This is a genomic window from Micromonospora sp. D75, from assembly GCF_018070405.1.
Lineage (GTDB): Bacteria > Actinomycetota > Actinomycetes > Mycobacteriales > Micromonosporaceae > Micromonospora > Micromonospora chalcea.
The window spans coordinates 1-13,093 of the sequence record NZ_JAGPXV010000094.1; the positions used below are offsets into that span (position 1 = coordinate 1).

12 protein-coding genes are annotated in these 13,093 nt (G+C 72.2%); 1 reads left to right on the plus strand and 11 read right to left on the minus strand.

Annotated elements, in window-relative coordinates; genetic code table 11:
• From KBX39_RS08645 to KBX39_RS08690, 11 genes are all read right to left on the minus strand, one after another.
• On the minus strand, positions 1-1,294 hold a 1,294-nt coding region (locus tag KBX39_RS08645; protein ID WP_210869919.1), incomplete at its 3' end, for an oligopeptide/dipeptide ABC transporter ATP-binding protein.
• Positions 1,295-1,296: 2 nt separating this feature from the next.
• Complete coding sequence (locus KBX39_RS08650; RefSeq protein WP_210869921.1) at positions 1,297-2,184, minus strand: ABC transporter permease; 888 nt, start codon at positions 2,182-2,184, stop codon at positions 1,297-1,299.
• On the minus strand, positions 2,184-3,194 hold the full coding sequence (locus KBX39_RS08655; RefSeq protein WP_064447402.1) for an ABC transporter permease: 1,011 nt from the start codon (positions 3,192-3,194) through the stop codon (positions 2,184-2,186). Before KBX39_RS08655 ends, KBX39_RS08650 begins: the two co-directional genes overlap by 1 nt.
• Before the next feature lie 15 nt (positions 3,195-3,209).
• Complete coding sequence (locus KBX39_RS08660; protein WP_043325206.1) at positions 3,210-4,865, minus strand: ABC transporter substrate-binding protein; 1,656 nt, start codon at positions 4,863-4,865, stop codon at positions 3,210-3,212.
• Between the two features lie 311 nt (positions 4,866-5,176).
• Positions 5,177-5,965 carry an ATP-binding cassette domain-containing protein gene (locus tag KBX39_RS08665; RefSeq protein WP_187692472.1) on the minus strand — a complete coding sequence of 263 codons (789 nt, stop codon included), beginning with the start codon at positions 5,963-5,965 and terminating at the stop codon, positions 5,177-5,179.
• Positions 5,965-6,780: an alanine racemase gene (locus KBX39_RS33215; RefSeq protein WP_247659993.1), complete on the minus strand. Its 816-nt coding sequence runs from the start codon at positions 6,778-6,780 to the stop codon at positions 5,965-5,967. The genes KBX39_RS08665 and KBX39_RS33215 overlap by 1 nt, the downstream gene beginning before the upstream one ends.
• 72 nt (positions 6,781-6,852) lie before the next feature.
• Entirely contained in the window at positions 6,853-7,221 is a 369-nt protein-coding gene (locus KBX39_RS33220) for a hypothetical protein (protein ID WP_247659992.1), read from the minus strand.
• Positions 7,222-7,240: 19 nt separating this feature from the next.
• Positions 7,241-8,221 carry an ABC transporter permease gene (locus tag KBX39_RS08675; protein ID WP_030499606.1) on the minus strand — a complete coding sequence of 327 codons (981 nt, stop codon included), beginning with the start codon at positions 8,219-8,221 and terminating at the stop codon, positions 7,241-7,243.
• Positions 8,222-9,187: an ROK family protein gene (locus KBX39_RS08680; protein ID WP_187692474.1), complete on the minus strand. Its 966-nt coding sequence runs from the start codon at positions 9,185-9,187 to the stop codon at positions 8,222-8,224.
• Complete coding sequence (locus tag KBX39_RS08685) at positions 9,187-10,179, minus strand: phosphotriesterase (RefSeq protein ID WP_043325210.1); 993 nt, start codon at positions 10,177-10,179, stop codon at positions 9,187-9,189. Before KBX39_RS08685 ends, KBX39_RS08680 begins: the two co-directional genes overlap by 1 nt.
• Before the next feature lie 63 nt (positions 10,180-10,242).
• The gene (locus KBX39_RS08690; RefSeq protein ID WP_043325211.1) at positions 10,243-11,358 is read right to left on the minus strand and encodes a substrate-binding domain-containing protein; all 1,116 of its coding nucleotides are present in this window, start codon (positions 11,356-11,358) and stop codon (positions 10,243-10,245) included.
• Positions 11,359-11,701: 343 nt separating this feature from the next.
• On the opposite strand from KBX39_RS08690, the gene KBX39_RS08695 reads away from it, so the two are divergent.
• Positions 11,702-12,889 (plus strand): ROK family transcriptional regulator, encoded by a 1,188-nt coding sequence (locus tag KBX39_RS08695; RefSeq protein WP_187692475.1) that lies wholly within the window; start codon positions 11,702-11,704, stop codon positions 12,887-12,889.
• The last annotated feature ends 204 nt before the right edge of the window (positions 12,890-13,093 follow it).

The window sequence follows — 13,093 nt, forward strand, 5'->3', positions numbered from 1 at the left end:
GCAGCGCCCGGCCGCGTGGGCGGGGCCGGCCCGGCTGCTTGACCAGGGCCTGACCGGCGACTGTGACGGTGCCGGACGTGGGCGCGACCAAGCCCATCACGAGCTTCGCGAGGGTGCTCTTGCCGCAGCCGCTCTCGCCCACCACGCCCAGCGTCTCACCCGGTGCGAGCCGCAGCGTGACGCCACGCAGCGCGTGGTGACCGCCGGAGCCGAACCGGCTGCGGTAGACGACGTGGGCGTCCTCGATCTCCAGCACGGCGGGCTTCGGGTCCGCAGCCACCGGCTGGGCGCCGCCCGCGTCCGGTGTGTGCGACGTGGACGGCAGGTCGGCGTCGAGCGGCCGGGTCTGCGGGTGGAAGCAGGCCAGCGACCATTCGCGGCCGCCGGGGATCGGCTGGGTGCCGGGCCGCCGGGACGAGCAGGTGCGGTCGGCGTGCGCGCAGCGGGCGACGAACGGGCAGTTCTCCGGCGCCTCGGTGAGCAGGGGCATGGCGCCGGGGGTGGCGACGACCGGCCGGCCGCCGACGTCCGGCACCGACCGCAGCAGCGCCCGGGTGTACGGGTGCGCGGGCTCCCGCAGCACCTGCGCGGCCGGGCCGCTCTCCACCACCGTGCCGGCGTAGAGCACCACCACCCGGTCGCAGACCTCGGCGATCGAGGCGAGGTCGTGGGAGATCAGCAGCACTCCCCGGCCGTCGGTGTCGGCGGCGTGCCGGAACTGGCGCAGGATCTCCCGGGTCAGCGTCACGTCCAGGCCGGTGGTCGGCTCGTCGGCGATCAGCAGGTCCGGCGCGCAGCCGGTGGCCAGCGAGATCATCACCCGCTGGGCCATGCCGCCGGACAGCTCGTGGGCGTACGCGTCGAGCCGCCGCTGCGGGCTGCGGATGCCGACCGCCTCGAACAGCTCGCGCGCCGCCTCCCGGGCCCGGTCGCCGGACATGTCCTGGTGCGTGGCGAGCCGGTCGACGAGCTGCTTGCCGATGGTGCGGGTGGGGCTGAGCGCGCCGCGCGGGTTCTGGAAGCAGATCGCCACGCCGCGTCCGCGGTGCGCGGCGAGCGCGGCGTCGTCCATGCGCAGCACGTCCGAGTCGCCGAAGCGCACCCGGCCGGTGGCGTGCGAGCCGCCGGGCAGCAGCCCGACGATGGCGCGGGCCACCATGCTCTTGCCGCCGCCGCTCTCCCCGACCAGGCCGACGACCTCACCGGGGCGTACGGCGAAGGTGACGCCGCTGAGCGCGGCCACCTGCCGGCCGGGTCGCCGGATGGTCACCGAGAGGTTCTCGATCGACAGCATGGTCACCGCCGCTTCGCGTTGGCGCGGTCCTGCAGGCCTTCGCCGAGCAGGCTGAACCCGAGGACGCAGACGAACAGGGCCAGGCCGGGTGGGACCGAGGTCCACCAGCGGCCACCGACCACGTCCGCGGCGCCCAGGCTGATCATGGCCCCCCACTCCGCCTCGGGGATGCTCACGCCCAGGCCGAGGAAGGAGAGCCCGGCCAGGGTGAGCATCGCCCAGCCGCAGTTCAGCGGCGCGATCACCCGGACCGGGGTGAGGCTGTTGGGCAGCAGGTGCCGCCAGAGCACGCCCACCGGCGACGCCCCGGAGGTGATGGCGGCGTCCACGAACGGCAGTTCCCGCAGCGACCGCACCTCGGCGCGGACCAGCCGGGCGTACGCCGGCGCGTTCACCGCCGCGATCGTGATGATCAGGTTGATCGTGCCGTTGCCGAGCAGGGCGGCGACCGCCAGCGCCAGGATGAACGTGGGGAACGACTGGAAGATGTCGACCACCCGCATCAGCACGTCGTCGAGCCAGCCGCCGAAGTAGCCGGCGACCAGGCCGAGCAGCGTGCCCACGACCACCGCGAGCGCCACCGCGGCCAGGGCGATGCCCAGGTCGAGCCGGGCGGCGTAGAGCACCCGGCTCCAGATGTCCATGCCGTTGCCGTCGGTGCCGAGCAGGTGGTTGCCGCCCGGCGCCACCAGGGTGTTCGCCGGGTCGATCTCGGTCTCGCCCCACGGGCTCAGCAGCGGCGCGAACACCGCCACCAGCGCCACCACCGACAGGATGGTCGCACCGACGAGGATCATGCGGCGGGCGAACCGGCTGTCCCGGTCGCCGCCGGCGACGACAACCGGCGTCTGTGCGGAGTCGCCGCTGACGGCGGCGCGCAACTCGGCCATCAGAGCCTCACTCTCGGGTCGAGGATCGCGTGGACCACGTCGGCGATGAGGAACACCAGCACGTAGCACAACGCGATGACCAGCACCGACGCCTGAACCACCGGGTAGTCCCGGTAGAGCAGGCCGCGCAGGGCCCACTGGCCGAAGCCCTGCCACGAGTACACGTACTCGACGAGCACGGTGGAGCCGATCGCCGTGCCGAAGACCAGCGCCGCCAGTGACGGCAGCCGGACCAGCGTCGCCCGCAGCAGGTAGCCGTAGTGCAGGGTGCGGTCGCGCAGCCCGTGCGCCTTCGCCGCGGCGTACGACTCCGAGTGCAGCACCTCCAGCGCGGAGGCCCGGACGCTGCGCAGCAGCGGCGCGACCACGCCGACCACCAGGGTCAGCACGGGCAGCACCAGGTACGCCGCGGCGGAGGCGATCGCCGGGCCGTTGGCGGTGAGCACGGCGTCGACGAGATCGGCCCCGGTGAGCGGGGTCAGGTTCGTGTCCGGGTCGACCCGCCCGTTCGGCGCCGGGAACCAGCCGAGGATGCTGTAGCCGACCAGCACCAGCACCAGGCCGAGCCAGAACTCGGGGATCGAGTTGCCGACCAGGGCGAACATCCGCACGCTGTGGTCACCGACCCGGTTGGCCCGTTTGGCCGACCAGATGCCCAGCACCGTCGCCACGACGAGCGCGATGCTCACGGAGATGACGACGAGTTCCAGGGTGGGCCCCACCCGGAGCGCCATCTCCGATCCCACGGAGTTGCCGCTCTGGATGGAGGTCCCGAAGTCACCGGTGACCAGTCCCCTGAGGTAGTCGAGGAACTGCTGCCACAGCGACTGGTCCAGCCCGAAGCGGGCCCGGGCGGCGGCGGCGTCCTCCTCGGTGGCGTTCTGCCCGAGGATGCTGCGGACGGGATCGCCCGGCAGCACCCGGACCAGGAGGAACGCCAGGACGACCACTCCGAGCAGAACGGGGATCAGCTGGAGCAGTCGCCTGACGACGAAGCGGAAGATTCGCATGGGCGGTTGACGTTCCTAGGCCGACGCGCTCAGGTAGCGCAGGCGGGCGAGGCCGTCCATCGGCTGCACCCAGCCGGCGACGGACTCCCGGACGGGCAGGTTGAAGTTGGGCTGGCAGATGACCACCCACGGCACGTCGGCGGCGAGGATCTCCTGGACCCGCTTCCAGAGCGCGTTGCGGGCGGCCGTGTCGACGGTGGTGTGCGACTTCTCGTAGATCTGCTCGATCTCCGGGTTGCTGTAGTTGGAGTAGTTGAGGTTGGCACCCTTGACGAAGCTCGTCGCCAGCATGTACTCGACGTCGTCCACCCAGAGCTGCCCGGAGGTGATCTGCAGCGGGATGTTCTTCTTGGTCCGCCGCTCACCCAGGGTGGCCGGGTCCAGCGGAGTCAGCTTGAGCCGGATGCCCGCCTTCGCCGCCTCGCTCTGCACCTGGACGGCGATCTTCTGCTGCTCCTCGTTGTCGGCCTCGAAGACCAGCTCGGAGTCGAGCGACGACCGGCCGGCGGCGGCCATGGCGGCCTTCGCCTTGTCCAGGTCGTAGGTGAACGGGTAGCCGCTCTCGTCGTAGCCGGGCATGTCCAGCGGGACCGGGCTCTTGGCCGCGCGGGCGTCGCCGCCGTACACGTTGTTGATGATCTGCTCGTAGGGCACCGCGTACGCGAGCGCCTTGCGCACGTTCACGTCGTTGAACGGCGCGGCGGTCACCGACATCTGGATCGCGACCTGGCGGTTGCTGGCGGCCGAGATGACCTTGATGCCCGGGGCCTTCTTGAGGTCCTGGATGTCGCGCTGGCTGATGCCCAGCGCGATGTCGATGTCGCCGGCCTGCAGCTGCAGCCGCTGGTTGGACGCGGCCGGCACGACCGAGATCCGGATGGTCGGCGTCTTGGCCGGGTCCGGGCCCGGGTAGTCGGTGTTCGCGCTGAGTTCGATCTCCTGGCCCTGGGTGGCCTTGGCGACGTTGAAGTAGCCGCCGGTCGGCGGGTTCTTCGCGAACCACTCCTTGGCCCAGGGGTCGCTGGAGCTGGCGCGCTTCTTCGCCTCGACCGAGTCGAAGACGTACAGCGAGATCGCCTGGATCTGCCGGGTGAGCGCGCTGGGGAAGGCCTGGTGGAACTCCACCGTGTAGTCGTCGACGACCTTGACCTGGTCGGCGCTGGTCAGGCCGATGGTGCGGTAGACGCCGGCGACGTTGGCCTGGGCGGCGAACGCGCGGTCCTTCGACCACTTCACGTCCGCGGCCTTCATCTCGTTGCCGCTGGCGAACTTCACGCCGCGGCGCAGCTTGAGCGTCCACACCTTCTGTTCGGCGTCGGGCTCGAAGGACTCGGCGAACGTGGGGGTGATGTTCTGGGTGTCGAGGATCTGGCTGCCGCCGGCGTTGGTGACGCCGTAGTCGATCAGGTATGGGAAGACGTTCTTGTAGAGCATCAGCGCGGTCAGGTCGAAGCCGACGAAGTCCTGGTCCCAGCTCGACAGGTAGCTGGAGACGGCGATGCGCAGCGTCTTGGCGGCGGCGCCGCCGGACTTGCCGTCGGTGGACTTGTTGCCGCTGTCCGCGGCGCAGGCGCTGGTGGCGAGCAGGAGCGCGACGCCACCCCCAAGCTGCAGGACGCCGCGGCGGGAGAGCGCGGGCGAGGAGGCGCCCGGACGGGGTGAACGAGCCATGAGAAGTCCTCCTAGAAGCACGAGGCAGATGGCCCGAGCAGCGGACCTATCAGGAGTTCTACCGGATTTAGCAGCAGTGAACAATAGGGTGAACGGCGTTCACTGAGCCCTCATGGACTCGGCTTGATAACGCTCCCGAACTGCGAGACGACGCACGAAGCCGCGTTCACACAAGTTCACACGCCCGTTACGCACGAGCCGTCCGCCATCGGCGTTGATCATGGAGTGCCGCCCCCGCGAACCGGACGCGGAACGCCGATGACCCCGGGAGGGACACCCGGGGTCATCGTGCGCGCGGCCGGCCGCGCGGTTCAGGGGCGGGCGGTCTCCTCGGAGGCGCCGGTGATCATCGAGACGATCTCGTTGCGGCTGGTCCCGGTGATGCCGCGGACGCCGACCTGGCGTCCCCGGCGCAGCACAGCCACCCGGTCCGCGATCCGGAACACCTGGTCCAGGTTGTGGCTGACGACGAGCACGGCGGCGCCCCGCTCCCGCAGCTTCAGGATCAGCTCCTCCACCTTGGCGGTCTCGGCCACGCCCAGCGCCGCTGTCGGCTCGTCCATCAGCACCAGGCCGCTGGCCCAGTGGGTGGCGCGGCAGATCGCCACCGCCTGCCGCTGGCCGCCGGACAGGTCCCGGATCGTCGCCTTCGCGCTGGGGATGCGTACGTCCAGCGCGTCCACCAGATCCTGGGTCTCCCGGGCCATCCGGCGCCGGTCGAGCAGGCGCAGCGGGCCACGGGTGAGTTCCCGGCCCAGGAACATGTTCATGTAGACCGGCTGCGAGTCGGCCAGGGCCAGGTCCTGGTAGACCACCTCGACCCCCTGCCGGCGGGCGTCGGAGGCGTCCCGGAACGTCACCGGCCGCCCGTGCATCTCCAGTTCACCCTCGGTCGGCTGGTACACGCCGGAGATGATCTTCACGAGGGTGGACTTGCCGGCGCCGTTGTCGCCGACCAGGGCGGTGATCTCCCCGGCGGCCAGTTCCAGGTCGAAACGCTCGATCGCGACGACGCCGCCGAACTGCTTGCGGATGCCGCGCAACCGCAGCGCCGGGGCGCCCGCCCGGGTCGCGTCGTCCTTGCGGGTGACGGTGCTCATCATGCCCTCCCTGCGCGGCGAGCCGCCTGGATGCCGGGGCCGTCGCCCGCGGCGGTGTCCTCCAACCTGATCGGCGCCGAGCCGTCGGCGGCGTACACCCCGGCCACGGCCGGCGCGCCGGACCGGATGCCGGTCACGCCGGCGGTCAGCGCCCGGGTGACGAACGCCTGCGGCCGGAAACCGAACAGGACCGTGTCACCCGGGGCGCACCCCGGCGCCGCGCTGACGTCGGCCATCGCGTAGTAGTCGATCGCCTCCGGCGCGGGCATCTCCACGTCGACCAGGTACGCGTCGTCGAGACCACCGCCCCGGGGCACGATCAGCGCCCGGGTGCCGCCCAGGCCGAGCACCGGGTCGACGTAGAGGCCGCCACCGAAGACGTACGCCCGGCCGTCCCACAGGTGCGACACCTCGCTGACGTAGAGCACGGCGGGCTCCTCGACCAGGTCGGTCACCGCGTGCCAGGGCGTCGTGCCGGTGAGCCCGTGGCCGGGCTCGACCTGCGTCACGCCCGCCTCGGCCAGCGTGGCCAGGATCGCCGCCGACGTCGTACCTGGGGCGTTGATCTCGACGTGCGACCGCCCGGCGGCGCCCAGCGCGGCGGCGGCGCGTCGCAGGGTGCCGAGGTTGGGCGTCGGCACGACCCGTCCGGCGGCCGGGTCGAACAACTGGGTCGGGAAGCTGGTGACACCCGCGAACCGGGCGCCGGGAAGGGCGTCGAGCCGGTCGGCGACCGCGACGATCTCGTCGGCCGCCCAGCCGCCCTCGTGGCCCCGGTAGAAGCGGTCGCCGGGCGCGGCGATCCGGGCGAGCAGCGCCTGCTCCCGCCCGGCCGCCGCGCGCGCGCCCGCCGCCTCGGCGGCCTTGGCGTCGTTGAAGACCCGCCACTACCCGGGCCCGACCGCGGCGGCGACCGCCGCCTCGTGCCGGGGGATCTGCACCAGGTGACCGAGGTGACCGATGCCGAGCCCGCCGTGCCGGTCGGCGAGCGCGCACTGGAGGTCGACGCCGACCGCCTCGGTGATGCCCGCGTCGCGGACCGTCCGGCAGAAGTCGGGGTTGCGCCCGACCTGCTTGGTCATCGCGTAGACCGACAGACCGAAGCGGTCGGCCTCGCGGCGGATGGCGGCGGCGTTCGCCGCGACCGTGTCGAGGTCCAGCGCGTAGGAGTTCGCCGGCAGGTCACCGCTGTCGTGCAGGTGCGCGGCGGCGGCGAGCAGGCCCGGATTGCGGCGTCGCAGCAGGTCCAGAAACATGCGGTTGCTTCCTTCCGGGTCAGCTTCGCCGCTCGCGCAGCGAGAGGGAGACGGCCACCAGGATGATCGCGCCGCGCGCCATCATCTGCTGGGACACGGACAGGCCGGCCAGGATCAGGCCGTTGTTGAGCATGCCCATCAGCAGGCTGCCCAGCACCGCGCCGACGATCGAGCCCTTGCCGCCGAAGAGGCTGGTGCCGCCCACGATCACGGCGGCGATCACGGACATCAGGTCGGCCTCGCCGAGGGTGTACCGGGCGCCCTGGAGGCGTCCGGCGTACAGCAGGCCGGCCAGGGCGGCGCACATCGCGCTGCCCATCAGCACCATGATCTTGACGCGGATCACCTTGATGCCGCTGACCCGGGCCGCTGCCACGTTGTCGCCGATGGCGAGCGTGTGCGCGCCGTACCGGGTCTGGCGCAGCACCAGGTACCCGACCACCGCCGCCGCCACCGACCAGAGCACCAGCCCGGGGATGCCGAGGATCTCGCCCTGGCCGAAGAAGGAGAGGAACGCGTCGTTGCTGACCGGCACCGACTGCAGGCCGGTGACCTCGCGGGCCAGGCCCGCCACCGCGCCCATGGTGGCGAGCGTGACCAGGAAGGAGGGCAGCCGGACCAGGGTGACGAAGACGCCGTTCACCAGGCCGACCGCCGCGCCGGCGGCGAGACCGGCGGCCACGCCGAGCAGCATGCTGTCGGTCTCCCGCAGCGTCACCGCGCCGACCAGCGCGGAGAGCGCGACGACCGAGCCGATCGACAGGTCGATCTCGCCGGCGGCCAGCACGAAGACCAGCCCGACCGCCATGATCGTGATGGGCGCGGTCTGGATGACGATGTTTGTGAGGTTGCTCGTGGTCAGGAAGCCGTTGCTGCCCTGGGTGACGGCGAAGAACAGGAACACGACCGCGAAGCCGATGTAGACCACGTAGTCGCGCCAGTTGATCCGGCGCCAGGCCGGGGCGGCGCTGGTCTTCACCGCCGCATCGGTGTGGGTCATCTATCGTCCCTCCGCTGTCTGGAAAGAGGTGGTCGTGCCGTCGTGGACGCCGGCCTCCCGGCGGGCGACCGCGACGGCGCCGAGCAGGCCGGCCCGGTCGCCGAGCAGGCTGGTCTTGATCAACGGAACGCCCGTGCTCAGCGCGGCGACCCAGCGCCGGACCGGCTCGACGAGCTCGGTCCGGGAGCCGATGCCGCCGCCCAGGATCACCGCCTCCGGGTCCAGGACGGCGGTGACCGCGACGACCGCCAGGGCGATCAGCCGGGCCTCCTCGTCGATGGCCGCCAGCGCGACCGGATCGCCGGCGGCGGCCCGGTCGAAGACGTCGGGCACGCTCGCCTGCTCGCCGGACACCGCCCGGTACCGGGCGGCGAGGGCGGCGCCGGCGACGGCTTCCTCCAGCGCGCCCTTCACCTGGTTGCCCGGGTCGAACGGGTCGGTTCCCAGCGGCAGGTAGGAGATCTCCCCCGCCGCGCCGCGCGCGCCGCGGACCAGCTCACCGTTCAGCACGATGCCCATGCCGACTCCGGTGCCGACCGCCACGAACACGAAGTGCCGGTGGGTACGCCCGCTGCCCAGCCACCGCTCCCCGGCGGCGGCCATGTTGACGTCGTTGTCCAGCACGACCGGGTGCCCCAGGCGGCGGGTCAGCTCGGCCCGCACGTCGAGCGCCTCGAGGTCGGAGACGTTCGGCGACAGCTCGATCGCGCCGGTCGCCGGGTCGGGCACGCCGGGCAGGCCGATCGCGCTGGCCCGCACGTCGGACCAGTCGACGCCGGCCCGGGCGGCCAGTTGGCGCAGCAGCGTGTCGATCTGCGCGGCCACCGCCGTGCCGCCCCGGGGGTCGGTCGGCTGCACCTGCTCGCTCACGACGAGACCGTCGAGGTCGGCCAGCGCGGCCCGCAGCTTGGTGCCGCCGAGGTCGACGCCGGCGACGTAGCCGGACGGACGCGGATGCGCGGCCATCAGCCGACCGTCAGGAGTCGGGCCGGGTTGGCCGCCAGCATCTGGTCGATCGCCTCCGGCGGCACACCGAGGCGGGTGAGACCCGGCACGATCTCCCGGCCGAGGTACGAGTAGCCGAGCCGGCCGTGCGTACGCGGATTCAGGTACGCCTCCGCGCCGGTCAGGTCCATCGAGAGCAGGATCCGGTCGGCGTACCCGTCGCGGACCAGCCCGGCGAGCATGTCGAGCCGGGCGCGGTCGGGCCGGTGGTACGCCCGCTTGCCGAACTCGCCCTCCGGCGGATTCTCCGGCAGCGGGGCGAGCACGAAGTCCCAGAACTGCTTGCCGAGCGTGTCGAAGGCGATGTTGACGCCGGTGGCCAGCACCGCCCGCAGGTAGTCCGGGTCGGGGTTGATGTCCAGGTGGCCGATGACGACGCGGGAGGGGTCCATCTTCTCCTCGCGCAGGATCTCGACCTGCTCCAGCGCCATGGTGCCGTGCGTGGTGTGCGTGTTCAGCGCCAGGCCGGTGGCGACGGCGGCGCGGGCGGCGGCACGCAGGCACTTCTCCTCGTGCGCGGTGATCTCGTTCAGCCCGGTGGCCTGCTCGCCGAAGATGCCGACCTTGATCCCGGTGTCCCCGACACCGACGGTGGCGTCGGCGACGAAGCGTTCCCGCATCTCGTCGACGCTCGCGCGCAGCGCCCAGCCGGGCGAGTACGGCTCCAGGTAGATCGCCGATCCGGCGACCACGTGCAGGCCGGTACGCAGTGCCACCTCGCGCAGCAGCGTCACGTCGTGACCGACCACCTCGTACGGGGACAGGTCCACGATCGTGCCGAAGCCCAGCTCGGGCAGGTCGCGTACCGCCCCGGCGGCGAGGTCCGCGCGGTCGTCGGCGACGCCGCCGGACAGCCACGGCCCGGGCACCAGCGCGCCGAGGTGCTCGTGACTCAGCACCCGGCCGAGCGACTCGGGAGGCACCGGTCCGAGGACTGTCTGGACGTACCCCATGTGCTTCTTCCTCTCGTCTCGCGGTGCTCGCGGACCCGGCGGTGGGCCGGGCCGCGCCCGGCGTCAGTTGCCGAGCACCTCGGCCGGGGGCTCCTGGCCGTAGTCGTCGCGCCAGGCGTCGGCGATGTTGTCCTTGGTCGCGGCCATCGGCGATCCGACGACCAGCTCCGGGGCCTTCTTGCCGAGCAGGCCGTACGCGGCGACGACGCCCAGGTTCTGGCCGAGCCGGGTCGAGCCGTTGGCGACGATGCCGGCGACGTTGCCGCCCTTGACCATGTCGGCGGCGAGGTTCGCCTCCAGGTCGTTCGTGACGATCTTGACGTCGGTGCGGCCCTGCTGCCGGGTCGCGGCGAGCACGCCCTCGGCGGCGGTGGCCCAGGCGACGTAGACGCCCTTGAGGTCGGCGTGGCGGGTCAGCATCGCGGTGGCGATGTCCTCGGTGCGCGCCGGGTCGGAGAACCCGGCCTCCTCGACGATCTCGATGTCCGGGTAGAGGTAGCCCAGCCAGTCCTTGAACGCCTTGTCCCGCTGGTTGGTGAACCAGAAGTCGGCGTCGTGGTAGACGTAGCCGACCTTGCCCTTGCCGCCGAGCGCCTTGCCGAGCATCTCCGCGTTGGCCTTGCCGAACGCGGTCAGGTCGGCGGTGACGATGCCGACGATCTGCTGCCCGGACTTGTAGTCCTTCGGCGGGGTGGTCATCACGACGAGCTTGACGCCGGCGTCCACGGCGGGCTTGAAGGCGGCGGCCGCAGCGGTCGGGTCGACGGCGATGGTGACGATCAGGTCGGGCTTGAGCGCCAGCACGGTCTGCACGTTGTTGGCCTGCCGGGCGGCGTCGAACTCGGCGCTGGTGCTGGCGAGCACCTTGATGCCGAGCTGGTCGAACTCCTTGCGAACGCCGGACTCGACGGCCTTGGTCAGCGCGGAGCCCTCGTGCCAGACGAAGGCGGCGGAGTAGTTGCCGTCCTTGACCTTCTGCCGCTCCTCGTCGGTCAGCGAGAGCTGGTCGGCGGCGGTCGGCGTCTCGCCGCCGGGGCCGACGAACGACAGGCTGGGTTCGGTACGCGGGCCGCTCGACGCGCCGCCGCTCCCGGAGGTCTCGTTCGAGCAGGCGCCGACCATGAGCGCCAGGGCGCAGAGCGCGCCGAGGGCGGCGCCACGTCTACGGCTGAGAATCATTGCTCTTCCCTTCACAGCAACGGGGTCCGGAACCGGGATTCCGGACTGACACGGGGGTCCGATGCGACCGGCACGGCGCGTACGGGGGCACGCGCCGCCTCCCTGGGGCCGGCAACCTCTATTTCCGTTCAGGGTGAAAGTATTATCGCGGTCATCACAGTCCGTCAAGAGCGCTGGTCAGAGATTCGACCCACTCGGTTCAACCGTCACCACCGGCCTCACCTCGGAATTCAGTGGGATCCGTCGCCCGGGTGCGGGCCGGAAGACGACATGGTCCGGATGGTTGCTCATCCAGCGGCGCGGCTTTAACATTCGGGCGGAAAGAAAATCGGCGGAGGTGGGCGTGGAATCTCGAGCACCACGGGCGGCGAACCGGTCCACAGTGCTGGCCCACGTGCTGACCCACGGCCCGGTGAGCCGCACGGCCATCGGCCACGAGACCGACCTCTCCCCCGCCACCGTGTCGCGGATCGTGGAACAGCTGCTCGACGAGGGGCTGCTGACCGAGACCGACGGCGCACCCACCACCAACCGGGGCCGCCGGGCGACCCAGGTCGCGATCGCCGCCGGACGCGGCGTGGTCTGCGGCGTCGACGTCGGCGGCTCCAACGTCCGGCTGGTGGTCGCCGATCTCGCCGCCCGGCCGCTGACCGGCCGGACCGTGCCCACACCCGCCGACTACGACGCGCCCCGGCTGGCCCAGTGGCTGGCCGACCTGATCATGCGGACCGTCGGCGCCGACCGGGAGCGGCTCGACTGCGTAGCGGTGGGCCTGCCCGGCGCCGTCCGGCAGGGAGACCGCGCCGTCTCCAACGCCCCGAACCTGCCCCAGGTGGAGGACCCGCTGTTCCTGCGGCTGCTGGAGAAGCACCTGGGCGCCGCGGTCGAGGTCGACAACGACTCCAACTACGCGCTGCTCGGGGAACTGCGCTTCGGCGCCGCCCGGGACGCGCAGACAGCGGTGATGCTCACCATCGGGGCCGGACTCGGCGCCGGCGTCGCCATCGACCGCCGGCTGTTCCGGGGCCGCAGCGGCCTGGTGGGCGAGTTCGGCCACCTGCCGGCCGGCCCGCTCGGCGCGCCGCTCGAACGGATCATCAGCGGGTCCGGCATCCTCGCCCGCGCCCGCGAACTCGGCCTGTCGTTCGACAACGCGGCCGACGTGTTCCGCTCGGCCGACCCGCGACTGGCGCCGGTCAAGCAGTACGTCGAGCAGGCGCTGCTGGTGGTCCTCACCGCGGCGGTGGTCGCCTACGAACCGGAGGTGATCGTCCTCGGCGGCGGCGTCTCCCACGCGCTCACACCCGACCTGGTCCGGCTACGCGGCCGGCTGCACGAGATCGTGCCGGCCGCCGAGGCGGCAGTGCACGGCGCGGAACTCGGTGACCTCTCCGGCGCGCTGGGCGCCGTGGTCGCGGCGCTGCACACCGCGTACCGGCGGCTCGGGCTCGCCGAGGCGGACCTCGCCCGCGTTCCCCAGCCGGACGCCCTCGCCGGCTGCGACCTGCCGGCCCTGGCCGACCACTCCTGAGCAGGCGGCAGCGCCCCCGCCGGGCGCTGCTGTGAGCGTTCACCCGGCGGCCGGCCCGCTCCTTCACCGGAACCGACCGGATGAACATGTTATCGATAACCTGCTATGTTCCGGCACGGGAGCGAAGGGCACGCTCCCCGTCACCCCCGCAATCGGCACGGCGCACGAGGGTCCCCTCGCCGTCCGGCCGATCGGTGACCAGAC

Coding starts and splice junctions, on each gene's coding strand:
- KBX39_RS08650 (WP_210869921.1), bottom strand. CDS start 2,184: ATGGCCGAGTTGCGCGCCGCCGTCAGCGGCGACTCCGCACAGACGCCG.
- KBX39_RS08655 (WP_064447402.1), bottom strand. CDS start 3,194: ATGCGAATCTTCCGCTTCGTCGTCAGGCGACTGCTCCAGCTGATCCCC.
- KBX39_RS08660 (WP_043325206.1), bottom strand. CDS start 4,865: ATGGCTCGTTCACCCCGTCCGGGCGCCTCCTCGCCCGCGCTCTCCCGC.
- KBX39_RS08665 (WP_187692472.1), bottom strand. CDS start 5,965: ATGAGCACCGTCACCCGCAAGGACGACGCGACCCGGGCGGGCGCCCCG.
- KBX39_RS33220 (WP_247659992.1), bottom strand. CDS start 7,221: ATGTTTCTGGACCTGCTGCGACGCCGCAATCCGGGCCTGCTCGCCGCC.
- KBX39_RS08675 (WP_030499606.1), bottom strand. CDS start 8,221: ATGACCCACACCGATGCGGCGGTGAAGACCAGCGCCGCCCCGGCCTGG.
- KBX39_RS08680 (WP_187692474.1), bottom strand. CDS start 9,187: ATGGCCGCGCATCCGCGTCCGTCCGGCTACGTCGCCGGCGTCGACCTC.
- KBX39_RS08685 (WP_043325210.1), bottom strand. CDS start 10,179: ATGGGGTACGTCCAGACAGTCCTCGGACCGGTGCCTCCCGAGTCGCTC.
- KBX39_RS08690 (WP_043325211.1), bottom strand. CDS start 11,358: ATGATTCTCAGCCGTAGACGTGGCGCCGCCCTCGGCGCGCTCTGCGCC.